The organism is Rhizobium sp. BK591 (genome assembly GCF_014195045.1).
Taxonomy (GTDB): Bacteria; Pseudomonadota; Alphaproteobacteria; order Rhizobiales; family Rhizobiaceae; genus Rhizobium; species Rhizobium anhuiense.
In genome coordinates, this window is the sequence record NZ_JACIAZ010000003.1 from 25,517 (window position 1) to 51,211 (window position 25,695).

At 61.7% G+C, this 25,695-nt stretch carries 25 protein-coding genes; 18 read left to right on the forward strand and 7 right to left on the reverse strand.

The window, feature by feature from the left end; all coding sequences use genetic code 11:
• Window positions 1-262 precede the first annotated feature (262 nt).
• Window positions 263-1,141, forward strand: coding sequence for a phosphotransferase family protein (locus tag FHX10_RS13150; protein ID WP_063474868.1), 879 nt, complete (start codon window positions 263-265; stop codon window positions 1,139-1,141).
• Between the two features lie 10 nt (window positions 1,142-1,151).
• On the opposite strand, the gene FHX10_RS13155 is transcribed toward FHX10_RS13150, so the two are convergent.
• Window positions 1,152-1,940 carry an SDR family oxidoreductase gene (locus tag FHX10_RS13155; protein WP_184389490.1) on the reverse strand — a complete coding sequence of 263 codons (789 nt, stop codon included), beginning with the start codon at window positions 1,938-1,940 and terminating at the stop codon, window positions 1,152-1,154.
• 251 nt (window positions 1,941-2,191) lie between these two features.
• Here FHX10_RS13155 and FHX10_RS13160 point away from each other — a divergent pair, with 251 nt between their 5' ends.
• Both FHX10_RS13160 and FHX10_RS13165 read left to right on the forward strand, forming a co-directional pair.
• A complete protein-coding gene (locus tag FHX10_RS13160; protein WP_184389491.1) occupies window positions 2,192-3,856 on the forward strand; it encodes an electron transfer flavoprotein-ubiquinone oxidoreductase in 1,665 nt (554 codons plus the stop codon).
• Between the two features lie 136 nt (window positions 3,857-3,992).
• The gene (locus tag FHX10_RS13165) at window positions 3,993-4,607 is read left to right on the forward strand and encodes a L,D-transpeptidase (protein ID WP_047616146.1); all 615 of its coding nucleotides are present in this window, start codon (window positions 3,993-3,995) and stop codon (window positions 4,605-4,607) included.
• A gap of 81 nt (window positions 4,608-4,688) precedes the next feature.
• Here the strand turns inward: FHX10_RS13165 and FHX10_RS13170 are convergent, their stop codons facing one another.
• On the reverse strand, window positions 4,689-5,594 hold the full coding sequence (locus FHX10_RS13170) for a DMT family transporter (RefSeq protein WP_048338694.1): 906 nt from the start codon (window positions 5,592-5,594) through the stop codon (window positions 4,689-4,691).
• Between the two features lie 95 nt (window positions 5,595-5,689).
• Between FHX10_RS13170 and FHX10_RS13175 the strand changes: the two genes are divergently transcribed.
• Window positions 5,690-6,211 carry an Lrp/AsnC family transcriptional regulator gene (locus FHX10_RS13175; RefSeq protein ID WP_174824460.1) on the forward strand — a complete coding sequence of 174 codons (522 nt, stop codon included), beginning with the start codon at window positions 5,690-5,692 and terminating at the stop codon, window positions 6,209-6,211.
• Window positions 6,212-6,238: 27 nt separating this feature from the next.
• Here the strand turns inward: FHX10_RS13175 and mgtE are convergent, their stop codons facing one another.
• Together mgtE and FHX10_RS13185 are read right to left on the reverse strand one after the other, a co-directional pair.
• Complete coding sequence (mgtE, locus tag FHX10_RS13180; RefSeq protein WP_048338692.1) at window positions 6,239-7,612, reverse strand: magnesium transporter; 1,374 nt, start codon at window positions 7,610-7,612, stop codon at window positions 6,239-6,241.
• A gap of 311 nt (window positions 7,613-7,923) precedes the next feature.
• Complete coding sequence (locus tag FHX10_RS13185; RefSeq protein ID WP_183903985.1) at window positions 7,924-8,937, reverse strand: zinc-binding alcohol dehydrogenase family protein; 1,014 nt, start codon at window positions 8,935-8,937, stop codon at window positions 7,924-7,926.
• 103 nt (window positions 8,938-9,040) lie between these two features.
• On the opposite strand from FHX10_RS13185, the gene FHX10_RS13190 reads away from it, so the two are divergent.
• The gene (locus FHX10_RS13190) at window positions 9,041-9,478 is read left to right on the forward strand and encodes a winged helix-turn-helix transcriptional regulator (protein ID WP_052215230.1); all 438 of its coding nucleotides are present in this window, start codon (window positions 9,041-9,043) and stop codon (window positions 9,476-9,478) included.
• On the opposite strand, the gene FHX10_RS13195 is transcribed toward FHX10_RS13190, so the two are convergent.
• Window positions 9,404-10,630: an MFS transporter gene (locus FHX10_RS13195; RefSeq protein ID WP_063474204.1), complete on the reverse strand. Its 1,227-nt coding sequence runs from the start codon at window positions 10,628-10,630 to the stop codon at window positions 9,404-9,406. The two genes, FHX10_RS13190 and FHX10_RS13195, sit on opposite strands and share 75 nt — an antisense overlap.
• A gap of 300 nt (window positions 10,631-10,930) precedes the next feature.
• Here FHX10_RS13195 and FHX10_RS13200 point away from each other — a divergent pair, with 300 nt between their 5' ends.
• A complete protein-coding gene (locus FHX10_RS13200; protein ID WP_047616159.1) occupies window positions 10,931-11,875 on the forward strand; it encodes a diacylglycerol/lipid kinase family protein in 945 nt (314 codons plus the stop codon).
• A gap of 19 nt (window positions 11,876-11,894) precedes the next feature.
• On the opposite strand, the gene FHX10_RS13205 is transcribed toward FHX10_RS13200, so the two are convergent.
• Window positions 11,895-13,247, reverse strand: coding sequence for a glutamine synthetase family protein (locus tag FHX10_RS13205; protein ID WP_097594999.1), 1,353 nt, complete (start codon window positions 13,245-13,247; stop codon window positions 11,895-11,897).
• Window positions 13,248-13,328: 81 nt separating this feature from the next.
• Here FHX10_RS13205 and FHX10_RS13210 point away from each other — a divergent pair, with 81 nt between their 5' ends.
• A complete protein-coding gene (locus tag FHX10_RS13210; protein WP_097595000.1) occupies window positions 13,329-14,696 on the forward strand; it encodes an aspartate aminotransferase family protein in 1,368 nt (455 codons plus the stop codon).
• A 252-nt stretch (window positions 14,697-14,948) separates the two neighbouring features.
• Here FHX10_RS13210 and FHX10_RS13215 read toward each other — a convergent pair whose 3' ends face one another.
• Window positions 14,949-15,473 (reverse strand): prepilin peptidase, encoded by a 525-nt coding sequence (locus FHX10_RS13215; protein WP_097595001.1) that lies wholly within the window; start codon window positions 15,471-15,473, stop codon window positions 14,949-14,951.
• A gap of 258 nt (window positions 15,474-15,731) precedes the next feature.
• Here FHX10_RS13215 and FHX10_RS13220 point away from each other — a divergent pair, with 258 nt between their 5' ends.
• The 11 genes from FHX10_RS13220 to FHX10_RS13270 all read left to right on the forward strand — a co-directional run bounded on the left by FHX10_RS13220 (window position 15,732) and on the right by FHX10_RS13270 (window position 25,692).
• Window positions 15,732-15,926, forward strand: coding sequence for a Flp family type IVb pilin (locus FHX10_RS13220; RefSeq protein WP_097595002.1), 195 nt, complete (start codon window positions 15,732-15,734; stop codon window positions 15,924-15,926).
• A 99-nt stretch (window positions 15,927-16,025) separates the two neighbouring features.
• The gene (cpaB, locus tag FHX10_RS13225) at window positions 16,026-16,943 is read left to right on the forward strand and encodes a Flp pilus assembly protein CpaB (protein WP_097595003.1); all 918 of its coding nucleotides are present in this window, start codon (window positions 16,026-16,028) and stop codon (window positions 16,941-16,943) included.
• A gap of 55 nt (window positions 16,944-16,998) precedes the next feature.
• The gene (locus FHX10_RS13230; protein ID WP_047616169.1) at window positions 16,999-18,486 is read left to right on the forward strand and encodes a type II and III secretion system protein family protein; all 1,488 of its coding nucleotides are present in this window, start codon (window positions 16,999-17,001) and stop codon (window positions 18,484-18,486) included.
• Window positions 18,470-18,775, forward strand: coding sequence for a hypothetical protein (locus FHX10_RS13235; RefSeq protein ID WP_097595004.1), 306 nt, complete (start codon window positions 18,470-18,472; stop codon window positions 18,773-18,775). The genes FHX10_RS13230 and FHX10_RS13235 overlap by 17 nt, the downstream gene beginning before the upstream one ends.
• 94 nt (window positions 18,776-18,869) lie before the next feature.
• A complete protein-coding gene (locus tag FHX10_RS13240) occupies window positions 18,870-20,471 on the forward strand; it encodes a TadE/TadG family type IV pilus assembly protein (RefSeq protein WP_184389492.1) in 1,602 nt (533 codons plus the stop codon).
• Complete coding sequence (locus tag FHX10_RS13245; protein WP_063474209.1) at window positions 20,468-20,947, forward strand: TadE/TadG family type IV pilus assembly protein; 480 nt, start codon at window positions 20,468-20,470, stop codon at window positions 20,945-20,947. Before FHX10_RS13240 ends, FHX10_RS13245 begins: the two co-directional genes overlap by 4 nt.
• The gene (locus FHX10_RS13250; RefSeq protein WP_184389494.1) at window positions 20,941-21,567 is read left to right on the forward strand and encodes a TadE/TadG family type IV pilus assembly protein; all 627 of its coding nucleotides are present in this window, start codon (window positions 20,941-20,943) and stop codon (window positions 21,565-21,567) included. Before FHX10_RS13245 ends, FHX10_RS13250 begins: the two co-directional genes overlap by 7 nt.
• 28 nt (window positions 21,568-21,595) lie before the next feature.
• Window positions 21,596-22,738: a pilus assembly protein gene (locus tag FHX10_RS13255; RefSeq protein ID WP_184389495.1), complete on the forward strand. Its 1,143-nt coding sequence runs from the start codon at window positions 21,596-21,598 to the stop codon at window positions 22,736-22,738.
• The gene (locus FHX10_RS13260; RefSeq protein ID WP_184389497.1) at window positions 22,735-23,274 is read left to right on the forward strand and encodes a L,D-transpeptidase; all 540 of its coding nucleotides are present in this window, start codon (window positions 22,735-22,737) and stop codon (window positions 23,272-23,274) included. Before FHX10_RS13255 ends, FHX10_RS13260 begins: the two co-directional genes overlap by 4 nt.
• Window positions 23,275-23,293: 19 nt before the next feature.
• Window positions 23,294-24,742 (forward strand): CpaF family protein, encoded by a 1,449-nt coding sequence (locus tag FHX10_RS13265; protein WP_028758839.1) that lies wholly within the window; start codon window positions 23,294-23,296, stop codon window positions 24,740-24,742.
• Window positions 24,739-25,692: a type II secretion system F family protein gene (locus tag FHX10_RS13270; protein WP_028758840.1), complete on the forward strand. Its 954-nt coding sequence runs from the start codon at window positions 24,739-24,741 to the stop codon at window positions 25,690-25,692. The genes FHX10_RS13265 and FHX10_RS13270 overlap by 4 nt, the downstream gene beginning before the upstream one ends.
• Window positions 25,693-25,695: the final 3 nt, after the last annotated feature.

A 25,695-nucleotide genomic window follows, 5' to 3' on the forward strand; every position in this document is an offset into this window, starting at 1 on the left:
CAAGGTTGCGAATTTTATGCTCTGATTGAGCCGCTTATATTGCGGCGCAAAAAAGACATAATTCCCGGAGCGCGATCACTAAGTGGTTATAACGGCTTAAATTTTTGTAATGAATATTCCGTAATATTCAAACTATACTAATATAGATCCAGTGTAACCCGATGGCCGATGCGCAGGCGGTTTGCCCGGCGATAATGTCGATCTGCATGCCGTCCATCGCGCGGGAAGAACACGGGGAAAAAACCAGAGAAGGCAGGTCGTCATGACTGAGTTGGATGCCAGCGAGTTTCGCTCCCTCATCACAAGCGTATTTCCTGAACTCACGGCCTCCGTCTTCAAGCTGGCGGCGAAGGGCTGGGATTCGATGGCGGTCGACGTCGATGACACGCTGATCTTCAAGTTTCCCCGCAATCTCGGCGCGGAGAGAGCGCTTCAGAAGGAAGCCGCCTTGCTCGACATCGTTCGTCCGTCGCTGTCGATGGCGGTTCCAGACATGCGCATTCATGACGGGCCGCCGATCTTCTCCAGCCATGCCAAGCTAGACGGCGAGCATCTCATTGCCGAAGATTACGACGCGCTTCGCGAAGGCGATCGTCAGCACCTCGCAGAAGATCTCGCCCGTTTTTACGCCGAGTTGCACGTGCTCGATGCCGATCGGCTGCGCTCGGCCGGTGCCGGCCCCATTCAGCCATGGCAATCGCCGGAGGCGGTGCGAACGAGGGCCTTGCCGCTGCTGCCGCCGGACATCAAGAGCTTTGCCCAGGCCATCATTTCCGATTTCGAAGCCTTGCCGCCCGATCCTTTTGGCAGCATCTACGGCTTCTTCGACGGCCATGGCTGGAACATGGCCTTCGACCATAGGCAAAAGCGGCTGAACGGCATTTATGATTTTGCCGATTCAGGCTTTGGCCCGTTGCACCAGGAATTCATCTATTCGAACTTCATCTCGCCCGATCTGACCGCCCGCATCGTATCGGCATATGAAATGCTGACCGGACGCAGGCTCGACCGGCGGCGCATTGCGATCCTGACGGGTTTCCATCGCCTTTCCGAACTCGCCGAACTGGCGGACGATCCGGCGAACGTCGAACAGATGATCCGAAGTGTGGCGACATGGGCGGCGGCCGCCCGCGTCGGCTGAGAGCCGATGGTCAGACGGACCGTGCCGCGCCGCCGTCGCAGCGGATGAGCGAGCCGGTGATGTAGCTTGCCGGCTGGCTGCACAGGAAGGCAGCCGTTGCGGCAAATTCCTCCACCTTGCCGTAGCGGCCGACCGGAATGCGCGCTTCCTTGTCGGCGCGGATTTCCTCGAGGCTCTTGCCCGTTCGCTTAGCCGCAGCCCCATCGAGATCGTCTAGCCGTGCCGTCAGGATGCTACCCGGCAGGAGCAGGTTGGTGGTGATGCCGAAGCCTGCGACTTCGGAGGCAAGCGTCTTGCTCCAGCCGGCAAGGGCGGGGCGCAGCGTATTCGACAGCGCCAGATTGGCGATCGGTTCGATCACGCCGGATGAGGCAACCGTCAGGATGCGGCCCCAGCCCTGCGCCTTCATGCCGGGCAGCAGCGCGTTGGTGAGCGTGATCACGCGGGCGACCATGGATAAGAAATAGGTCTCGAGCTTTTCGCTCGTCATCTCCTCCGTCGTGCCCGGCGTCGGTCCGCCGGTATTGTTGACGAGGATATCGAGCCCGCCGAACTTTTCCTTCACCGCCGTCGTCGCCATCTCGACGAAGCGTTCGTCGCCGAGATCGGCCCAGATCCAGTCGGCCCGGCCTTTGCCTTCGCTGTTGATCGCCTTGCAATTGGCTTCCAGCTGTTCGCCGCTGCGCCCGCAGAGCAGCACGTTCGCGCCTTCCCGCGCCAGCGCCACGGCGATGCCGAGGCCGAGGCCGCGCGAGGAGGCGAGGACAAGCGCCCGTTTGCCTGTGATGCCGAGATCCATGATATCCTCCGATATTTTTCCAGCGATGTATAAGGCGCAGGCGGCGGAAAAGGAAAGGGAATGTCGCCGGGTTGGTGGCGTTTGATAATTGACGTTGACGTAAACGTTATATAATTCTGACTGGTGGGGCATATCATTGTGCGAATTGGAAGATTGGCTGTCGTATCCCGGCTCGACAATGCTTTCTCGTTTTGACAAGAAAGTGCCATGACGGGGATGACGGCCGCGTGCGGCCAAGCGGAGACGAGTGAATGACCGAGACGACTGATCTGCCCGAACGCGAGAGCATGGAATTCGACGTTGTGATCGTCGGCGCCGGTCCGGCCGGTCTTGCGGCGGCGATCCGGCTGAAGCAGGTCAATCCGGAACTCTCGGTCGTGGTGCTGGAAAAAGGCTCTGAGGTCGGGGCGCATATCCTCTCGGGTGCGGTCGTCGATCCGATCGGCATCGACCGGCTGCTGCCCGGCTGGCGTGAGGAGGAGGGGCACCCGTTCAAGACCGAGGTCAGCGCCGATCACTTCCTGCTGCTCGGCCCGGCCGGCTCTATTCGCCTGCCGAATGTGCTGATGCCGCCGCTGATGAACAATCATGGCAATTACATCGTCTCGCTCGGAAACGTCTGTCGCTGGCTGGCGACCAAGGCCGAAGAACTCGGCGTCGAGATCTATCCGGGCTTTGCCGCAGCGGAAGTGCTCTACAATGACGAGGGCGCGGTGATCGGCGTTGCCACCGGCGACATGGGTATCGAGAAGAACGGCGAGCCTGGCCCGAATTTCACCCGCGGCATGGAACTGCTCGGCAAATATACCCTGATCGGCGAGGGCGTGCGCGGCTCGCTCGCCAAGCAGTTGATTGCCAAGTTCGATCTCCAGAAGGACCGTGAGCCGCAGAAATTCGGCATCGGCATCAAGGAACTCTGGCAGGTCAAGCCGGAGAACCATCGGCAGGGTCTGGTGCAGCACTCCTTCGGCTGGCCGCTGGGCATGAAGACCGGCGGCGGTTCCTTCCTCTATCACCTCGAGGACAATCTGGTGGCGGTCGGCTTCGTCGTTCACCTGAACTACAAGAACCCCTATCTCTATCCTTTCGAGGAATTCCAGCGCTTCAAGACGCATCCGGCGATCCGCACCACTTTCGAGGGCGGCAAGCGGCTGTCCTATGGGGCGCGCGCCATCACCGAGGGCGGCTACCAGTCGGTGCCGAAGCTCACCTTCCCCGGCGGCGCGCTGATCGGCTGTTCGGCCGGTCTGGTCAACGTGCCGCGCATCAAGGGCAGCCACAATGCGGTGCTGTCGGGCATGCTGGCGGCCGAGAAGCTGGCGGCGGCGATCGAAGCCGGCCGCAGCCATGACGAGGTCGCCGAGATCGAGAACGAATGGCGCAAGGGCGACATCGGCCGCGACCTGAAGCGGGTGAGGAACGTCAAGCCGCTGTGGTCCAAGTTCGGCACCGCCCTTGGCGTGGCGCTCGGCGGCTTCGATATGTGGACCAATACGCTGTTCGGCTTTTCCGTCTTCGGCACGCTGAAACACGGCAAGACCGATGCGCAGTCGCTGGAGCCGGCATCGCAGCACAAGCCGATCGCCTATCCGAAACCGGACGGCGTCCTGACCTTCGACCGGCTGTCCTCGGTGTTCCTGTCGAACACCAATCACGAGGAAGACCAGCCGGTGCATCTCAAGGTCAAGGACATGGGCCTGCAGAAGCGTTCCGAGCACGATATCTATGCCGGCCCGTCGACACGCTACTGTCCGGCCGGCGTCTATGAGTGGGTGGAGAAGGACGGGCAGGACACCTTCGTCATCAACGCCCAGAACTGCGTGCACTGCAAGACCTGCGACATCAAGGACCCCAACCAGAACATCAACTGGGTGCCGCCGCAGGGCGGCGAGGGGCCGGTCTATCCGAATATGTGAGGCGGATTATCCCCGCTGCCGACAATTTTCACGTGCTGACGCCTTCGTGATCGCTTATTGCGGGCCGTCGTTAGTCGTTCGTTAACCATAATTTCCTTAGCTTGCGACATCATGTTGACGCACTAAGGACACATTCATGACGATCTCCCGCCGGGGCTTTCTGATCGCTCTGCCGCTTTTTGTCGCCGGCTGCTCTTCGACCGGCCTGAACAGCCAGACCAATTACGCCGCACTTCCGGAAGAAAAATTTCCGCTGAAGCAGGTGCCGATCGACAAGATCAAGCCGGAGCTCCGCCGCCAGGAAGTGGCCTATGAAACCACACACGCTGCCGGCACAGTGGTGGTCGATACCCCGGCGCGCCGCGCCTACTATGTCCTCGGCGACGGCAGGGCAGTGCGTTATGGGGTGGGCGTCGGCCGCGAGGGGCTGGCCTTTGCCGGCGACGCCTATATCGGCCGCAAGGCCGAGTGGCCGAGCTGGACGCCGACCGAAAACATGCAGCGCCGCGAAGAACGCTATCGCAAGCTTGCCGGCGGTATGCCTGGCGGCCCGAACAACCCGCTCGGTGCGCGGGCGATGTATCTCTACCGCGGCGGCGGCGACACGCATTTCCGCATTCACGGCACCAACCAGCCGCAATCGATCGGTCTTGCCATGTCGAGCGGCTGTATCCGCATGATGAACCACGACGTGATCGACCTCTATAGCCGCGTCGAAGTCGGTGCCAGGGTCGTTGTCATCCAGGCTTGAGCGACTAAAATCTGGTTCATTGAAAAAGCCGCCGCAGCGATCGCTGTCGACGGCTGTTGACGTGTTGGTTCCCGCTGATGGTCAATGGCGCGGCGCGGCAATACCCGTCGAAAGCGCCACCCCGATGCCGGTGATCACCGCGGCGCTGATTTCGGTGATGCCGATCGCTTCGCCGAGCAGGAATCCGCCGCCGAGGGTTGCGAGCACCGGTGTCAGCGCCGTGAAGGCGGCGGCCTGCGTTCCGCCGAGTGTTCTGACGGCGGTGCCATAAGCCAGCATGGCGATCAGGCCGGACAGAATGCCCTGGCTCAGCACCTGCAGGCCGATATCCGGGAGAGAAGCCTGCGGCAGTGAGATGCCGAAGACAAGGGCAAGCGCGCCCATGATCAGGAAGGACCAGACGGCGATCAGGGCGCTCGCCTGTACGGCGGTCAGGCCGGAGCGGCGGAAGGCATGTGTATAGCTTGCCCACAAAACGGCGCCGGCCGGCAGCAACACGAAGCTCGTCCAGGGCAGCGAGGCGTCCGCAAGGCTCTGCGTCAGCAGGATCAGTACTCCGGCGATGATCGCGGCGAGCCCGGCGATGCGCGTGCTGTCAGGTCTTTCGCGAAACAGCGCAATGCCGATCAGCGCCGCAGCGAGCGGCATCGAGCCGCCGAGCAGAATGCCTGAAGAGGCGGCGGGCGTCGAATGGATTGCCAGCGTGGTCAGCAGGAAGAAGACGGCGCCGGAACCGGCGACCATGATCGCCAGCAGGTGGAGCGGCAGGGCCTTCGGCAGCAGTCCCGTCTTCAGCCAGACGGGTGCAAGCACCAGCGCCGGAATTCCGAAGCGGATCAGTCCGATGTCGATCGAGCCGAGTGGCGTTGCGGCGCTGTGGCGGGTGACGAGAAACCATGTCGCCCAGATCAACACGGTCAGAGTGCCGCTGGCATAGCCCAACGCCTGCGACGGCGACTTGTCGTTCGTAAATGCAATGGTGGTCATCGTCCTGTCCTTTCTCTCGTCCGGAGCCTCTCCGGTTGAGAAAAGACTAGCGCTAGAGGGCAGGGCATGTCCTTGCTATCTCTGGCTCTAAAATCATGCTAGACGCAATCTTCTGCCAATCCGTGCCGACAGGGATCGCGAAAATGCCAAATCTCGATAAATTCGATATTGCCATCCTGAAGTGCCTGCAGGAGGATGCGCGCGCCACCAATGTCGAGATCGCCGAGAAGGTGAACCTTTCACCGTCGCCCTGCCTGCGCCGCATCCGCAATCTCGAACGCTCCGGCGTCATCCGCGGCTATACGGCCGATATCGATCGCAAGGAGGTCGGTCTCGGCTTGACCGTCTTCGTCGAATTCAAGGTCGTCCATCACAGCCGCGAAAATTCCGAGGCGCAGCAGAAGGCGCTGCTCGCCATCCCCGAGATCGTCTCCTGCTTCCTGATTTCGGGCACGGCCGATTTCCTCGCCGAAGTGGTGGTGGAGGATCTCGCCGCCTACGAACGGCTTCTGACGGAAACGCTGCTGACGCTGCCGAATGTCAGCGACATCCGCTCCAACTTCGCCATCCGCAGCATCAAGACGCATGGGCCGTTGAAGCTGCCCGAGGGGAAATAATTCTCCTCGGGCTTGCCGTTTTGGGCGCTACAGCAGCGTTCCGCTGAGGATGAGTAGCGCCACCGAGAAGTAGATGACGAGCCCGGTGACGTCGACCAGCGTGGCGACGAAGGGGGCCGAGGCGCTGGCCGGATCGAGCCGGAGTTTCTGCAGCACGAAGGGCAGCATCGAGCCGCAGATCGAGCCGAAGGTGACGATCCCGATCAAGGCGGCGAATACCGTGACGGCGACCATCTGCCAGTGCGGGCCGTAATCGTAGAGCCCGGCCGACTGCCAGAAGACGATGCGGACGAAGCCGACCAGGCCGAGGATCGCGCCGAGCACGATGCCGGTCGGCAGCTCGCGCAACAGCACCTTCCACCAGTCGGAAAGCTTCAGCTCGCCGAGCGCCAGGGCCCGGATGATCAGCGAGGTCGCCTGCGAACCGGAATTGCCGCCGGAGCTCATGATCAGCGGGATGAACAGCGTCAGCACCACGGCCTTTTCCAGCTCGCCTTCGAAATGCTGCATGGCGCTTGCCGTCAGCATTTCGCCGAGGAAGAGCGCGGCGAGCCAGCCGGCTCGCTTGCGGATCATGCCGGCGAAGCTGATCTTCATGTAGGGCTGGCCGAGGGCTTCCATGCCGCCGAACTTCTGCGCGGCTTCCGTCGTGTCCGATATCATCGTGTCGATCACGTCGTCGACGGTGACGATGCCGAGCACCTGCCCATGTTCGTCAATGACGGGCAGGGCGAGCAGGTCGTGCTTGCGGATCAGCCGGGCGACATCTTCCTGCTTCATCAGCGGGTCGGCCGAAACCGGCGCACCCTTCTGCGCCACCGTGAGGATCGAAGCCTCCGGCTCGCCGGTGATGAGCCGGCGCAGCGTCACCACATGCATGAGCGCGTGGCTGATCTCGTCGAGCACGTAGATGGCATAGACGGTCTCGCGCGAGCGTTCGACCTGCCGCACATGGTCGAGCGTCTGGGCAACGGTCCAGCTGTCAGGCACGCTGACGAACTCGGTCGTCATGATGCCGCCGGCCGTGCGTGGCGGATAGCCCATCAGGTGCTGGATCGCGATGCGCACCGGCTCGTCGAGGCTGGAGAACAGCCGGGCGCGAGTCTCGCCGTCGAGTTCGAGCAGCACGTCGGCGACGCGGTCGTTGGACATGCCGTGCAGCAGCCGTGCGGCGTCCTCCGCGCTGATCAGTGCAAGGATCTGTGCAGCGTTGCGAAGCTCCGGCCGGTCGAGAATGTTGACGGCATAGTCCAGCGGCATGCCGGTGAGCACACGCCCGGCATCCTGGACGGCGAGCGCGTTCAACGCATCGACGCGTTCGGCGATCGTTGCGCCGCGGCTGTTGTTGATGAAGGCACGGGCGGCATGGCCTGCCCGAAGAGGGAAGCGATTGATATTCATGTGAGGCTCGCCTTTCCGTCGATCCGCCGTAGCGTCCGATCGGGCGAGCCGACAGGAGTCGGTCAGCGCACGAGGGCCGCCTACGGCAAAGGCAATCGACTGCTACTGTCGCTTGGCATCGTGAAGATGGCTCCGTTGAAATCCGTGGCCGACAGGTGTCGGTCACGTGTTTGCTAGGTGGTCCCGAACGCGGAAAAAGTCAAGCGGGGTCAATGCTTAACGCCAGAATGTCGCACCCCGCGATGCGGCACTCCGGACGGGGATGGTTTGTACGACCTTGCGGAACCGAAACATCGGCCCTGCTGGCGATCTCAGAATCCTGCAAGCACCGCCTTGCCCTTCATCCTGCCGCTTTCGACCATGGCATGCGCCTTCTTGAGATTGGCAGCACTGATCGGCCCGACGATCTCCGAAAGCGTAGTGCGAATCTTTCCGGCGTCGACGAGTTCGGAAACCTTGTTCAGCAGCTTGTGCTGCTCGATCATGTCAGGCGTGCCGTAGAGCGGGCGGGTGAACATCAGTTCCCAATGAACGGAGATGGCTTTGCGCTTTAAGGGCACGATGTCGAGCGTCTTCGGGTCGTCGATCAGCGCGAAGCGGCCCTGCGGCGCAATCGCTTCGACGATGTCGCCGATATGGCTGTCGGTATTGGTGGTCGAGAAGATGAATCCCGGCGCGCCGATGCCGAGCGCTGCCACCTGAGGCGCGATCGGTTTGGAATGGTCGACGACGTGATGCGCGCCGAGTTCCTTCACCCAACCCTGCGTTTCCGGCCGCGACGCGGTCGCGATCACGGTGAGATCGGTCAGGGCCCGGGCGATCTGGATGGCGATCGAGCCGACGCCGCCAGCGCCACCGACGATCAGGATGGAGCGTGCCGCTCCCGACACTGCGTCCTGTACCTTCAGCCGGTCGAACAGGGCTTCGTAGGCTGTGATCGAGGTCAGCGGCAGGGCGGCCGCGGCCGCGAAATCCAGGCTCTTCGGTTTGGCGCCGACGATGCGCTCGTCGACGAGATGGAATTCGGCATTGCTGCCCGGGCGGCTGATGACGCCGGAGTAGAATACTTCGTCGCCTGGCCGGAACAGCGTGACCTCTGCGCCAACAGCCTTGACGATACCGGCGGCGTCCCAGCCGAGCACCTTAAGCTCGTCAGCGGGTGGTGCGGAATGGGCGCGGACCTTCACATCGACGGGATTGACCGAAATGGCCTTTATTTCGACGAGCAGATCGTGACCCTTGGCCTCCGGCATCGGCAGTTCGACATCGATCAGCGAGGTCTCGGCGGAAATCGGTTGGGGCGTTTTATAAGCGACGGCGCGCATGGGAGACTCCTGTGTTAATTGCACGGAAGCTAGATGCGCACTATGTTCTGACAACGCAAGAATGCACAAATTCTGTACGTAGTACCCAAAAGGATACCGTAAAATGTCATTGCCGCGCGCCAAGCTCGTCACGAACTTTCCCGGGTGCCCGGTCGAGGCGACGCTGACTTACCTCGATGGGAAGTGGAAGGGCGTGATCCTCTTTCATCTGATGGAAGGAACCCTGCGTTTCAACGAACTGCGCCGCAAACTGCCGGCCGTGACCCAGCGCATGCTGACCAAGCAACTGCGCGAACTGGAAGAGTCCGGTCTGGTGTCGCGCACCGTCTTTCCGGTGGTGCCGCCGCGCGTCGAATATGCAATGACGCCGCTCGGCATGACGCTGAAGCCGGTCATTCGAGCGCTCGCAGCATGGGGCGATGATTATGTCTTCTGCAGCCCGGAAGGCCGCGAGTTGCGCATGGCCTCAGACGGCCTGCGCGCTCCGGCTGCGGCGCTCGAGGTGGAACGAGGCTGCAAACACGAAGAGGCCGAGGAATGAGAGCGCTGCGCCGACATAACCGGTTGCCGCAAAACCGTAACCCCAGGCGATGACGAGGCCGCCGAGCCAGGCGCCGATCGCATTGGCGATGTTGAAGGCGGAATGGTTGGAAGCGGCGGCAAGCGTCTGCGCATCGGCGGCGACATCCATCAGCCGCGTCTGCAGCGCCGGGCCGGCGGCAAAACCGCAGCCGACGAGGAAGACGCAAAGGCCGAGCATATAGGGGTTGGCGGCGGTCAGCGAAAAGGTGGTCAGCACGACAATGTTATAGACCAACGACCCGCCGATCGTGCCGAGCAGCGACTTGTCGGCGAGCCACGAGCCGATGAAATTGCCTGCGTTCATGCCGACGCCGAAGAGAACAAGCATGATCGGGACCGCACTTTCCGGCAGCATCGCCACTGCAGTCGTCGTCGAGGCGATATAGCTGAACATCGCGAACATGCCGCCATAACCGACGGCGGCGATGCCGAGCGTCAGCCACACTTGCGGCCGGCGGAAGGCGCCGAGTTCGCGCAGGAACCCCGCTTCCTCGGAAACCTGGTCCTTCGGAACGTAGAACCAGATCAGCGCCACAGTGAGCAGGCCGAGCACGCCGACCGACAAAAACGCCACCTGCCAGTCGAGCGACTGGCCAAAGAACGTCGTCAGCGGCGTGCCGAGGAGGGTAGCGACCGTCAGGCCGAGCATGACGCGGCCGACGGCACGGGCGCGGCGGTGCACCGGCACCATCGAGGCGGCCACAAGAGCCGCGACGCCGAAATAGGCGCCATGCGGCAGGCCGCTGATGAAACGCAGCAGGGTGAAGGTCTCGAAGGTCGGCGCCATGGCGCTTGATATATTGCCGGCGGCAAAGATCAGCATCAGGGTCAGGAGCAGCGTGCGGCGCGCCATCTTCGCGGCGAGCACGGCGATGACGGGTGCGCCGACGACGACGCCGAGCGCATAGGCGCTGATGACGTAGCCGGCCTGCGGTGTGGTGACCGAGAAAGTCTCGGCGACATTGGGCAGCAGCCCCATGATCGCAAACTCGCCGGTGCCGATGCCGAAGCCGCCGCAGGCGAGCGCCAGTTGCACCAGCGCCACGGTCGTTGCCGACGGCAGCTCTTCATCGCGGCTATCGACGGAAATATTGACGGCAATCTCACTCACGAGAGCTCCTCGAGGCGGTTTCTGCTTGGAAATGGCCCTTGGCGCAGGCGCGGCCGCGAGCCGATCGTAAAATGGCGGGAGGTGGAGACCCATGTCCCCGATACTTCATCTATCCCTAACGTTCAGGCTGGCGTCGAGTGCATTTTTTGCAGTGCAGCGTCCTGCTATGTGCATACGTCTATTGCAAATTTTGCATTTCTGTCATTTCTGCGGGGAAGCGGTGGCGCTTGAAATCGCCATGATCGCAACCATCTGATGGACAAAGGCAGGATTATCTCCACGCCAGGGACTGGAGCCCTTATGAAGCTTGTAGGCTTTTTCAATCGCGACGGCGGTACCTTCAAGACCACCGACATGCTGGCCTACGAAAAGAGGGCAGAGGCGGCTTTCCGCGAAGCGGGGCACGATTTCGATGCTATCGTCTTCTCCGGAAAGGAAATCATTCCCGCCATGGAGCGAGCGGCCAAGCGGGACGATATCGACGGGATCGTCGCCGGCGGCGGCGATGGCACGATTTCGGCGGCGGCCTCGATCGCCTGGAAAAACGGCATTGCGCTCGGTGTCGTGCCTGCGGGCACGATGAACCTCTTTGCCCGCTCGTTGCGTGTGCCTCTCGACATCTGGCAGGCGCTCGATGTGCTCGCCACCGGCGAGATCGACAATGTCGATATCGCCAGCGCCAACGGCCGGCCCTTCATCCACCAGTTTTCCGCCGGCCTGCATGCCCGCATGGTGCGCTACCGCAACGCTTACAGCTATCGCTCGCGGCTCGGCAAGATCCGGGCGAGCACGAAGGCGGCCTTGGGCGTCGTGTTCAATCCGCCGGAATTCGAGGTCGATTTCGAGGCGGCCGGCATGAGGGAGCGTCGCAGGGTGTCGGCGATTTCAGTCTCCAACAACCCCTTCGGCGAGAATGCGCTGCTCTATGCCGATAATCTCACAAGCGGCGAACTCGGCTTCTACACGGCAAATCCGCTGAAGCCTCTGGGTGTCGCCCGTCTCGCCATCGATATGCTGCGCGGCAAGTTCCGCGAGAATGCCGACGTCATGGTGATGCACCCGGCCGAAGTGCACCTGCATTTCCCGAAACTGCGCTTCAAGGCCAATTGCGTCATGGACGGTGAGTTGCTGCCACTCGAACGCGATGTCTCGATCCGGCTGCATCCGGGCGAATTGAAGGTTCTCGTCAAGCAGGGTCTTGCGGCGCAGGTGCACGCCAGCGAACGCCGCGAGCCCGCCGCGTAAGTCGGCGGCCGCGTAGATTTCAGAGCCGCGGCAGGTAGGTGCGATAGTCGAAATCCGAGACGGTGCGCAGATGCGCCAGCGCTTCCTTGCGCTTGGTGTCGCCATAGAGCGCCTGATACCGGGCGCCGAAGATATCGGCGATGAAGGGCGAGGTGCGGAAGCTTTCGACGGCGCTCAGGAAATCATGCGTCAGGCGTGCGGTATTCGCCGGCATGTGCGACGGCGTCGTCTCTTCGCCGGGGTCGAGTTCGTCGTCGAGACCGGTGAGCATGCCGCCAAGGATCGCCGCGAGCAGCAGATAGGGATTGGCGTCGGCGCCGGCGACGCGATGTTCGATGCGTGCAGCCGGCCCGTCCTTGTCGGGTATGCGGATCGCCGTGCCGCGATGGCCGCTGCCCCAGGTCAGATCGACCGGTGCGAACGAGCCCGGCTGGAACCGCCGGTAGGAATTGGCGAAGGGCGCGAAGATCAGCTGCGCCTCGCGCATGGTGTTAAGCAGGCCTGCCGTCACCGATTTGAGCCGCTTCGGCTCGCCGCCTTCGGCATCGAGGATGTTGCGGCCCTGGCCGTCGATGATGCTCGCATGCACATGCAGGCCGGAGCCGGCATGTTCGGAATAGGGCTTGGCCATGCAAGTCGATTTCAGCCCGTGCCGGCGCGCCGCCTGCTCGGCGATGCGCTTGAGATAGAGGCAATCGTCGGCGGCTGCCAGCGCATCGGGGCGGTGCAGCAGGTTGACCTCGAACTGGCCCGGGCCGAACTCCGCCGTCGTCGCATCCGCCGGCAGCCCCTGCGCCCTCGCATAGGCCCTCAGCGTTTTGAGATAATCGTCGAGCGCGTCGACGGCGCTCATGTCGTAAAGTTGGAAACCGTTCGGCTCGCCGCGATAGGTCAGGCTTTCGGGCGGGGCGGGGCGTCCGGTCTCGCGCCAGTCTCCCGCCATCACGTAGAATTCCAGCTCGGTCGCCACCACTGGCGTCAGGCCGCGCGAGGCATAGCGCTCCAGCACCGAGGCGAGGATGGCGCGCGGGTCCATGAAGCTCGGGCTGCCGTCGAATTCGTGCATGCTGGCGAGCACCTGCATCGAGCCTTCGGGCGCCCAGGGCATCGGCGCCAGGCTGCGCCGGTCGGCAACGAGCATGCCGTCGGGATCGCCGATCGTCAGCGACAGGCCGGTGATGTCGTCATTGTCGTCGCCCCAGATGTCGAGCGATTGCGTCGAGGTCGGCAGGCGGATGTCTCCGGACCAGATCTTGCTTTCGGCGCCGATCGGAAGCTGCTTGCCGCGCAGGTCGCCGTTCATGCCGACGATCAGGACCTCGAAACGCGGGTCGCCGCCTTCGGCCGTGCCGTCCATCCTGTCGCTCGCCATGACCTTGAAAATCCTCCGGGACAAGGCCAAGCTCCTAACCCATCGACATCAGCCTTTCAATCCGCGAGGGTCTTTACCACCATGCCTGATAGCTACCCGCCCTCGAACCTTGCGGCGATCGACGCCGCGCACCACCTGCATCCCTTCGCCGACATGAAGAAGCTGAATGCCGAAGGCACGCGCATCATCCAGCGCGGCGAGGGCGTCCACATCTTCGACAATCACGGCAGGAAATATCTCGACGGCTTCGCCGGCCTCTGGTGTGTCAATATCGGCTATGGCCGCCGGGAGATCACTGACGCCGTCGCCAGACAGATGAACGAGCTGCCCTATTACAACACCTTCTTCGGCACGACCTCGACGCCGACGACGCTGCTGGCGCAGAAGGTCGCCTCCCATGCCGGCGCCCGTTTCAACCATATCTTCTTCACCGGCTCCGGCTCGGAGGCCAACGACACCTGGTTCCGCATGGCCCGGGTCTATTGGAGCGCCGTCGGTAAGCCGTCGAAGAAGATCGTGATCTCGAGGAAGAACGGCTATCACGGCTCGACCGTCGCCGGTGCCAGCCTCGGCGGCATGAAATACATGCACGAACAGGGCGACCTGCCGATATCAGGCATCGTCCATATCGGCCAGCCCTACTGGTACGGCGAGGGCGGCGATCTCTCGCCCGCCGAATTCGGTCTCAAAGTCGCGCGCGAGCTCGAAGCGAAGATCGACGAGCTGGGCGAGGAGAATGTCGCAGCCTTCGTCGCCGAGCCGGTGCAGGGCGCCGCCGGCGTCATCATCCCGCCCGAGACTTACTGGCCGGAGATCGATCGGATCTGCAAGGCGCGCAATATTCTGTTGGTGACCGACGAGGTGATCTGCGGCTTCGGCCGGCTGGGCGCCTGGTTCGGCCACCAGTATTTCGGCGTCGAGCCCGATCTGGCGCCGATTGCCAAGGGGCTCTCCTCCGGTTACCTGCCGATCGGTGGCGTGCTCGTCAGCGACCGCATCGCCGATGTGCTGATCAACGAGGTCGGCGAGTTCAATCACGGCTTCACCTATTCCGGTCACCCGGTCTGTGCGGCCGCCGCACTCGAAAACCTGCGCATCATCGAGGAGGAAAGACTGGTCGAACGCGTGCGCGACGATATCGGTCCCTATTTCGGCACGGCCTGGGCAGTGCTCGCCGAACATGATCTCGTCGGAGAAGCCGTCAGCATCGGCCTGATGGGCGGCCTGCAGCTTGCCGCCGAGAAAAGCACGCGCACCCGTTATGCCAAGCCCGATCAGGTCGGTGCGCTGGTGCGCAACCACGCGCTGGCGAACGGCCTCGTGCTGCGCGCCACCGGCGACCGCATGCTGGCCTCGCCGCCGCTCGTCATCAGCCATGCGGAGGTGGACGAGATAGCAAGGATTACCAAGCTGGCGCTGGACGCGGCCTGGAAGGAGCTGAAGTCCTGATGCCGTTCAGCCCCGCTGGTTGACCCAGGCTTAACCGAAACGGTAGCTGCCGCCGCCACGCCCATAGAAATAGGGCAAGTCGACCACTGAGAGCTCAGGTGCGGCTACGCCGAGATTGCCTAGAGCCATTGAATCATGGCTGGTGGCGGCGCTTCGCTTCGACCCACCGGTCGAAGATCCGTGGCCGCAGGCGCGCAACATCCTGCTTTGGCAATGGGGCGGTTGCGAGGAAGCGGCTGTGCCGATGCCAGGTCACTGCTGTCGGATAATGGGCAAAGCCAAGGTGAGGAGCGCGGCGAAAACCATGACGACGCCATAGGGCACCTTCCGGCTCGCCCGGATTTCCTCCACGCGCATGAAAAAGGCGAGATGTGCGACGGGCAGCGGCACCGGCAGCCGCAGGACCAGGAGCGTCACGATGCCGAGGACGAGGAGCAGAAACGAAAACGGCAGCATTCCGTGCCATCCGATAAAAAGGCCGATCGGCAGGAAAAGCTTGGCGTCTCCTGCGCCAAACAGCCGGAACGCCCAGAGCATCACCCCCAGCATGAACATCAGCAGGCCGGCCCCGACGTCGCCGCCAATTCCGCTCGAAGCAAATAGCGCAGCGCCGACGTCCTGTGAGCCAAGTATCACGACCACCGCGCGCAATGCATAAAGTACAATCAATGCGAGCACGATCGAGTTGGGGATCTTCCATGTGCGGAAATCGGTCCATGCGGCATAGAGAAAAAGAAATACCGAAAGCGAGCTAATGACATCGATTATGTGCAGCATGGTATTCAACCCTTTGGGCTACTATAGTCGGATCTTTAAGTCGTATTCCAATAAATCCAGACGAGCGTGTCAGTTTTTACAAATGACGACCGGACTTTGGTCTTAACCATAAAGTATAGATGCCGAACGCCTCCGTATAAAACAATTGACTAAATTAGGCTTAAGAGATTATTAATATTCCCAGTCGAAGAGGCGGTCTCGACGACAAGGTGGCCGGGGGAAATTACGGCGCACAACTTATCTGGGAGGAAATTCTCGATGAAAGCCTTTGTAAATAGCGTACGCGCTTTCGCGCGGGAAGAAGACGGCGTCGCACTCACGGAATACCTCATTCTGCTTGCCTTGCTGATTGGCGGCGTGATCACGGCGGTGACATTGGCCGGCGACAATCTGACCGCGGTTTGGAATGCATGGGCAGGGTGGTTCACGACTGCGCTGGCTGTTCCAGCCTGATATTGGCGTTCGAAGAAGCGAGGGGTTTTTGTTAACCCCTCTCTCCTAAATTAGCATCAATGAATGGATGCGTTCCGTCCAGTGTAGCGAGTAGCCGCGATGCGTTCTTCAACGATTTTAAGTCTCGTTATTGCGTTTGTTCTCGCAGCAGCAGCAGTTTTCGGCATGCGCGAGTATCTCTCCGATCAGAAGGCCCGGCTGCTGGCGATGAACGGCATGAAGGCCGAGGAACGGACACTCGTTGTCGCCGCCAAGGCGATGCGCTTCGGCGATCGGATCCGATCCGAAAATCTCAGAGCCATTCCGTGGCCCTCCAATGAAACACCTACAGGCTCGTTCGTCAGCATCGAGACGGTCGTCGGTAGCGATGCCCAGCCGCGTTATGCCATGGCGGCGATCGACCCCGGCGAGCCGGTGCTATCCTCGAAAATCACTGGTACCGGCGAACGCGCCACGCTGTCGGCGGCCCTCGACCAGGGCATGAAGGCGGTTTCCATCCGCGTCAACGACGTGCTCGGCGTTGCCGGCTTCGTCAGGCCTTCCGATCGCGTCGACGTACTTCTGACGCGAGTCGTGCGCGGGCCGGCCGGCAACGATCAGACCTTCGTCGACGTGTTGCTGCAAGGCGTCAAGGTGCTGGCGGTGGACCAGACGGCAGACGAGCGCAAGGACGAGCCATCCGTCGTGAAAACCGTGACCTTTGAGGTCACGACCGATGAGGCGCAGCGCCTGACCCTCGGCTCCAGTATCGGCACGCTCTCACTGGCGCTTCGCAATATTGCCTCTTCCTCTGTCGAGCAAACCCGACCGATCACCGTCGCCGACCTCGGTGGCGGGGCGATGGCGACGGAACTCGGCAATGATCTGGAAAAGAATAAGTTGCCAGAACCCGAAAAACAAGTGCAGATTGTGGAGGAAAAGGTCGAACCGGTGTTGCCGGTCGAGCCGAAGTGGGTGACGGTGGGGGTCTGGAACACGACGAAGCGCGAGGAGCACCGAGTCGGCCTGATCCAGTGATGTTTATGCGGCCTGCCGCGGCGCGGCCAGCCGAATGAGGGGGGCTAAAGCAGGCATGGCGAACGACAAGAGACGAATCGCAAGGACCAAAAGCCTTGCGGCACTGGCGGCAGTGTTTTCGGCCTGTGTGTGTTTGGGGCCCGGATTTGCCGGCTGCGCCAACGCACAGGAAAAGTCGGTCACCCTCGGCAAATCGGTCCAGCATGTGACGTTGCCTCCGAACGAGACGCTGACGCTCAATACCGGCCAGCCCTTCGGTGATCTCGTCATCGGTAGCGCCGATATGATCGACGTGGTGCCGCTTTCCGATCGATCGCTGTTCATTCGCGGCAAGAAGACCGGCGCCACCAATATCTCGGTCTATGGCGACGACAAATCGCTTCTCGGCGTCATCGACATCCGCGTTGCCAGCGATTTCACCGAAGTCGCCGCCGCCATTCGCTCTGCCGCACCCTCGGCCCGGGTCAGAGTGGTCAACTCCAACGATCGTATTCGCCTGACAGGCATCGTCCGCGACGGCATCGAATTGCAGCGGGTGATGGAAATCGCCCAGTCCTATTCCGAGCAGCCGGTGCTGAACCAGTTGCGCGTCAGCGACAGCCAGCAGGTGATGCTGGAGGTCCGTGTCATCGAAGCCTCGCGTCAGACGGGTCGTGATCTCGGGATCGGTTGGTCCGGGCATGGCAACAACGGCATCGGCAAGGCAACGACCAGCCAGGGTATCACCGTGGACGATAACGGCAACCTGGCCCGTAGCCTCCTTGACCCCAAGGGTGCGGCAACGGGTATGCTGCCCTTCGGCCAGTTGATCGCCAAGGTGCTGGAAATCTCCGGCGGCCGCATCGACGTGGTCATCAATGCGCTCGAGCAGAAGGGATTGGTGCGTCGCCTGGCTCAGCCGAACCTCATCGCAATGAGCGGCTCGACCGCCAGCTTCCATGCCGGCGGTGAAGTGCCGATCCTGAAGACGACGAACAACGGCACGACAGTCGCCACCGAGACGGACTATCGCCCCTTCGGTGTGCGGCTGACCTTCAAGCCGGTGGTGCTTGACGACGGCGTCATCAATCTGGAGATCGAGCCGGAGGTTTCCGAGCTTGATCCGTCGATCAACGTCAACGGCAATCCAGGTTTCATCTCGCGTGCTGCGAGCACCACGGTAGCGCTTCGCGACGGCCAGAGCTTTGCCATGGCAGGCCTGCTGCAGTCGATCAATGCCAAAGACATCCAGCAACTGCCGGGCCTCGGGAAGATACCGATCCTCGGCGCACTGTTCCGTTCGACGAGTTTCCAGAAGAAGGAATCCGACCTCGTCATCGTCGTCACCCCGCACATAGTGCGACCGGCTCGCCCGGGCGAGGACCTCTACAGTCCGCTCGACCAGACGCGTTCGTCCAACGACGTCGAGCTTTTTGCGCTCGGTGTCCTGGAAGTCGACAAGGACATGCTCCGACGCTTTCGCAATGGCGTAGGCGTGACTGGGCCCTATGGCCATCGTCTCGACCTGAACCAGGGAGTCCAAGCCGTTGCTACAAAACGCTAAACGCGTCCTTTTCGTCCTTGCAGCCGCCGGCCTGGCTTCCGGCTGTGCCGACTACATGAACCATCGCGACACGATCACCTTCGGGGCCGGCAACGCCATGGAAGCAAACAAGGCCATCCATACCGAGGAGCCGTTCCCACCGGAAGCTCAGCGAACCCGCATCGCAAGCGACGGCAAGGTAATCCGCAGGGCGGTCACTCAGTATCAGAACGGCGGGGTGGGCGTTATTCAGCCGTCGCCGGCAATGGGGGCGAATGGGGCGGCGAGTGGGGCCACCGTCAGCCAGTAGCTGATCGAAAGGCATGAACGGCGGCAGCGCGCCGGAAGGGGAAATGCACGAAACAGGGTCGTCACGGCGATAGCGCCGCGATGGGGGTATGCCAATGCTGAGCAGGGTTATCAGACGGTTCTGGAACGATCATCGTGGCTATGTCATCGCCTTGACGCTCATCGCCATGCCGATGCTTCTCGGCTTTTCGCTGCTGATCATCGATGTCGGCCGCAGCAGCAACCTGCATACCGATCTCCAGAACGCGGTCGATGCGATGGCGCTAGCCGGAGCCCGCGAACTCGATGGCCGTGATGATGCCATTTCGAGGGCGCAGACGGCGATCGAGAAAATCGCCAATAGCGCGGCTTTTTCCGGGGGCGGGACCGGCATGTCGCTTGGCTCGCATATTACTGTGGCCTACCACGCCGGCAACGATGCCGGGAGCACGGTCGCCGTACATTTTCTGAAGAGCATTCCGGCCAACGACGACACGCCCATCCCGTCTTCAATGCAAACGACCACGGCCAGCGAAGCGTCCTACGCCTGGGTCATCGCCAAGCCGCAGGCGATGACGACGATCTTTCCGATCCCGGTTGGCTTCACCCGCGATACGATCAATATCGCCGCCGACGCCGTGGCGGTATACCACGCCAGCGCCTGCGACGTGACGCCGATCTTTATCTGCAATCCGTTCGAGCCGGCGGGCAACACGAGTGAAAGCGCCAGCGAAGTTGCAGCCGCGGCCCTGCACACCAATTTTGCCGCCGGCAATCTCTACGGGCGACAGATCGAGCTTCACAGCACCTCGGCGTCCAATCCCGGTCCCGGCAATTTCGGGTTCCTGCGGACCCCCTTGGGCAATGGTGCGTCCGTGCTGGCGGAGGCTCTCGCCACCGGCAATCCGGGTACCTGCTACACGCAGGACAGCCTCGATACGGAGACCGGCGCAAAGGCGGGGCCAGTCGAGGACGGCGTGAATACGCGCTTCGGTTTTTACTCCTCGTCGTTCAACAAGGCGAACGGCGACTATCGTTACCGACCGGCCCAAAACATACGCTCCGCCCAGTCGATCAGCGGCAAGGGAAAGAAGGGCTGCGATACTTATGATCCGGTCACGGTCGGAGCCGTTGTCGGCGATGCCACCAAGGCTTTGCCGCTCGGCTACGGAGCGTCCATGACCTCGCTTGCCGGCGGCAAGATCAGCAGCAGCAACAATTGGCAGTACATGACATATTGGAATGTCGCGCAGGGAACGGCCGCGCCCTCGGTGAGCACCGTCCTCGGCAGCCACTCCAGTTATCCGGCGCCGACCGGAACGCCAAGCCAACCCTCTGCTTACGATGTTTATCGTTACGAGCTCGCAAACCCGTCTCTCATCAGCCATGCCTCGGCCAATGGTGAGACCGGGACACCGGCAACCGGCGGCCAGTGCTACACCGGCCCGGACCTTTCGAACTATACGGCGGCCGAATACGGTGATCGCCGCGAGATCTTCTCAGCCATCGTCAATTGCGGCTATGAAGCCTCGGTCGGCCATTTGAACGGTCATAAGGCCACGCGCGCTGTGGCCTTCGCGCGCATGTTCCTGACCAAGCCGGCGATAAAGGATGCCGGCGAACGATACCTTTCCCTGGAGATGATCGACATCACCGGCAAGGGTGGTCGCGGTACGCTCGACGAATTCCTGCGGGAAGAAGCGGAGCTGGTCAGATGATGGCGCTCCGCAACTTTATCCGGCATCGGCTTTGCCTCGGCTTCTGGCGGCGGGAGGAAGGCGCGGTGCTTGCCGAAGCGCTACTCGCCATCCCCTTTGTGACGCTCTTTGCGGCGGGGATACTGGAGTTTGGCAGCATCTTCTGGGAGCGGATGCAGATCGACGCAGGCTTGCGCGATGCGGGGCGTTACCTTTCGCGATGCCGGCCGGTGTCGGGAACCTATGTGCCGACATGCAATCAGGCGACTGCGAAGACGATCGCCTTTTACGGAACGCAAACACCTGCGGCGGGCGCTATACCCCGTGTCCCCGGCTGGAAGGATGCTGCCGACATCACCATCACTGCACCCGATGCGGATGGGAATATCACCATTTCCACTGCTCATCTCTACGAGACCTCGCCGGTGTTCGGCTTTCTCGGAATCGACGCCATCACGATCAGCTCATTCCATGAAGAGAGGTACATCGGATGGTGACCTCTAGGGCGATCAAGACCTTCTGGCAGGATAGCAGCGGCGCCAGCCTTGTCGAAGCATTGCTGACCTTTCCGATCGTCATGCTGGTATTCGCCGCCTTCATCGAGTTCGGCTATGCCATGTCGCAGTGGAACCAGACGGTCAAGGCACTGCAATATGGTGCCCGTTTGGCCGCTGTATCCGATCCGCTGACGACGAATTTCACTGCCGTTTTCCCAATCGAAGCTGCCAATCCGCTCAACAATGGCAAAGCGGCCCCGAACGATGCCACGATATCCTCAACCTGCGGACCGGCTCTAGCGAACTGCAGCACGGCGGCATTGAACCGGATCGTCCTGGGAAGCGACGGCGTTTGCAACGCGGGAACTGATCCTCACCCCGGCATTTGCGACCTCAATTGGCGCATCACGCCGGATAAGCTGATGGTCACCTATCAGCGATCCGGGCTCGGCTATTGGGGCCGGCCGGACGGGCCCGTGCTGACGATGCGGTTGGAGGTGCGCAATATCACCTTCGATCTGCCGATCCTCGGCGGGCTGTTGGGACTGAACGACGTCACCATCCCGGCCCATCCGGTGACGATCACGACGGAAGATCTAAAGACGTGCTCAACCTGCTGACTCCTTAAATTATGCGTAGGAAAGCGAAATGACAGCTCACATGAACATTGCCGCATCCACCAAGATCCTGGTTCTCTCCGACGACGCGGCTGCAGCGAGCTTCATGCTCGATACGTTCGGGTCGCTTTCGCGTTACGATGTCCGCCATCTCTCGCTGAAGGCGCTCTCAGAAAAGGGCCGTTTCGATCCGACGCAATTCAACCTGATCGTTCTCGACGTCGACAATGGGAACTTGCTGCACCAGCCGGAGCTTTTCGCGTTTCGCGCCAGCTATCGGGACATTCCGCTCGTCGTCGTTTCCGAAGACCTAGCGGACGATATGCTGCGGCTGCTCTTCCGTCTTAACGGCAATGACTGGCTGAAGAAGCCGCTCGAGCGCCGCGCCTTGATCGACATGATTTCGACCCATGCGCCAGGCACCGGGGCCAGCGACAGCCGGGTGCATGCCGTGGTCTCGGCCGTCGGCGGCGCGGGCGCCAGCATGATCGCTTCGTCGCTTGCGCATGTGCTGGCCCAGCCGACCAAGAATTCCACGCCGCGGATCGACTTGTTCGACACGGATTTCTGCTCCGGGGCGCTTGGCTATTATCTCAACCTCGTCAACGACTACGACTTGAAACCCGTCATCGCCAATCCTTCCCGGGTCGATCTGGAATTCATCGATCTGGTGCGAAAGCGTCATTCGGGGGGCTTTTCACTGCTGTCCTTCAAGCAGCCATCAGTCCTTCTGGCGCCGAAGGGGCGGGAACTCGTGCTGCGTATGCTCGACGTGGCCGCCTTCGAGAGCGATCACACGATCATCGACGTTCCCTATTATGACACGCCGTGGAAATACGAGGTGCTCGCGTCAGTCAACAGCATCTGCATCGTCACCGAAATGACGGTCCCTGCGCTTTCTCAAGCCAAGGATTTGTTTGCCAATCTGGTTCGGCTGCGTGGCAGTTCGGATCAGATATTCATCGTCATCAACAAATACCGCAGCAAGCTTTTCGGGCTCGGCCTGCGCCGACAACAAACGGAAAAGATCTTCAAGGAGATCCCGACGCACGTCATTGCGGATGACTGGGATACTCTGAGCGAGGCGGTCAACCGCGGCGTGCTGCCATTTCAGGTGAATTCCCGGGCGCGCTTCTGCGGCGCGGTCGGTAAGCTTGGAGCGCTGGTGCGATGAAGGCGATCGTCGGCCTTGCAGTTTTGGCAATTCTGGCCGCTGTCGGCGACGCCGCGGCAGCCGGGCTTGTGCCGCGAAGCCTTGGGCCGACGACAAGCGCCCTGGTGACGATCGAAAAGAACTACGCGGCCGGGACAATCGTGATCGTCACCGCAAACCGTACGCTCGATCTCGTCATCTCCGATGGACGCGCGATCCGTTACAAAATCGGAGTCGGACGAGACGGATTTCGCTGGAGCGGTACCGTCAAGGTTGGACGCAAGGCAGAGTGGCCTGACTGGCGCCCGCCTGCCGAGATGAAGGCGCGCGCAGCCGGACTTCCGGACCTGGTACCGGCCGGTCCGCTCAATCCGTTGGGTGCTCGCGGGATCTATCTCTACAAGGGCGGGACCGACACGCTCTACCGCATTCATGGAACGAACGAGCAGTCGACGGTCGGCGGTTTCGCGTCATCGGGCTGTTTTCGCATGAGCAATGCCGACGTCATCGATCTCTATGAGAGAGTGAAAGTCGGTTCCACGGTCATTGTAAAATAAGAGTTCAGGGGCGGGAAACATGGCGAACGGTATCATCGGGCGTTTCTACAAGCAGCGGGAGCCGGAAAGCCGCGAAGATCTGGAGGCGGCCGAACTGTCTTTGGTCGGCGCAGTTGAGAACATGCCTGCCCAACCGGCCTCCGACAGTGCCACGGCGAGTGGCGAAGAGGCTTCGTTCGGGCCGGACATGGTTTCCGAGCGGGTCAATCTGCACCGCTACCTGCTCGATCGCATCAACCTCGGGATCCTCGACACGCTCGACAACGAGGAGATCGCGACCGAGATCCGGCCGTTGGTCAAGGACTATATCCGGAACAACAACTTTCCGCTGAATGCCAAGGAAATCAATGATCTGATCCGCGATATCACCGACGAGATGCTCGGGCTTGGACCGATCGAGCCGCTGCTGGCCGATGATACAATCGCAGATATTCTCATCAACGGCTACAACAGCGTCTATGTCGAGCGGAGCGGCAAGCTCGAGGGCACCGCCGTGCGGTTCAAAGACGAGGACCACCTGCTTCGGGTGATCAACAAGATCGTCTCGGCGGTCGGCCGCCGCGTGGACGAGGCAACGCCGATGGTTGACGCCCGCCTCAAGGATGGCTCGCGTGTCAACGTCGCCATCCGGCCAATCTCGGTCGATGGACCGCTCGTTTCCATTCGCAAATTCACACGCAAGCCGCTGACGATGGAGCGCCTGGTGCAATATGGCGCCATGGCCGATGCGATGCGCGTCCTTCTCAGTGCCGCGGTCAAGGGCAAGGTGTCCATGGTCATTTCAGGCGGCACGGGTTCCGGCAAGACCACGTTGCTCAACGCTCTCTCGTCGCAGATTTCTCCAAGGGAGCGCCTGATCACCATCGAGGATGCGGCCGAGCTTCAACTGCAGCAGCCACATGTCGGGCGTCTGGAAACCCGGCCGCCGACGCTCGACGGGCGCAACGAGATCCGGCAACGCGAGCTTTTGAAAAACGCCCTGCGCATGCGCCCCGACCGCATCATCGTCGGCGAAGTGCGCGGCGACGAGGCGTTCGACATGCTGCAGGCGATGAATACCGGTCACGAGGGGTCGATGACAACAATTCACGCCAACACGCCGCGCGACGCCGTCGGTCGGCTTGAGCAGATGGTCGGCATGGCAGGGATGCCGATGTCGCAGTTGAGCATTCGCTCGCAGATCTCCTCCGCCATCACCATGATCGTACAGGTCCAGCGCCTGAGCGACGGCAGCCGCAAGGTCGTCTCGATTTCCGAGATCACCGGCATGGAGGGCGAAGTCGTGCAGATGCAGGAGATTATGAAATTCAAGAAAACCGGCACCGACGAAGGCGGGCGGATCCATGGAGAATTCCGCGCCACCGGCATCCGGCCGCGGTTCGTTGAGGAATTTGCCGAACTCGGGATCGAGATCCCTGTGGCGATTTTTGATCCCGGCAAACCGCTGCAGACGGGACCTGTCCAATGACCCTGACGCTCCTTTACGCCGCCGTTTTCACCGCTGCCCTTGTTGCGGTCGAAGCAATCATGCGCAACTACTTCAAGAGCACGGAACGACACCGCGCCGTGAACCATCGGCTGAGCTTGCTCGAGGTCAGCGATGATCATCGCAAGACCTATAGCGATATGCTGAAGGAGCGCGGGGCCGGCGGCGGTTGGCGGCAAACCCCTATCATGCAGCGGCTGCTGCAGTTCTACGCCCAGTCGGGAATCAAGTTCGATGCCAGGCGATTTGCTCTCTTCGCGATCGCGGGCGCCCTTTTGACGTGGCTGGCCGCGGGGTTCCTCGTGCCGAGCACTCTGTTCAGGATCCCTGTCTTTCTCCTGATCTGTCTCCTCATCCCGGCGCTCATCGTCTGGCGCGCCCGGGCGCGCCGCATGAGAAAATTCGAACTGAAGCTTCCTGAAGCGCTCGATGTCGCCAATCGCAGCTTGGCCGCCGGCCACCCGCTGCCGGCGGCGATTTCTTTGGTGGCACGCGAGATGCCTGATCCGATCGGCACCGAGTTCGGCCTGCTCTCGGATGAACTCACCTACGGCGTGACGCTGGACGATGCCCTTGTGAACTTGGCGGACCGGGTCGGCGTCGAGGATCTGAACCTGCTTGCGATATCGCTGAGCGTACAGGCCGGAACCGGCGGAAACCTCGTGGAGATCCTGCAGAACCTTTCGAAGACGCTGCGCGACCGGTATATGCTGAAGGCAAAGGTCAAGGCGATTTCCTCGGAAGGACGCATCACCGCGATCTTCATGTCGCTCTATCCGTTCCTGCTTTACGCGATGATCAAGGCGTTGTCGCCGACCTACTTCGATCCCGTCTGGGATAGCGGCCACGGAACCATGGTGGTGAGCGTGCTGCTGGCCGTCATGGCGATCGGGAATGTCATTCTCTACAAGATGGTCAACTTCGAGTACTGAGGC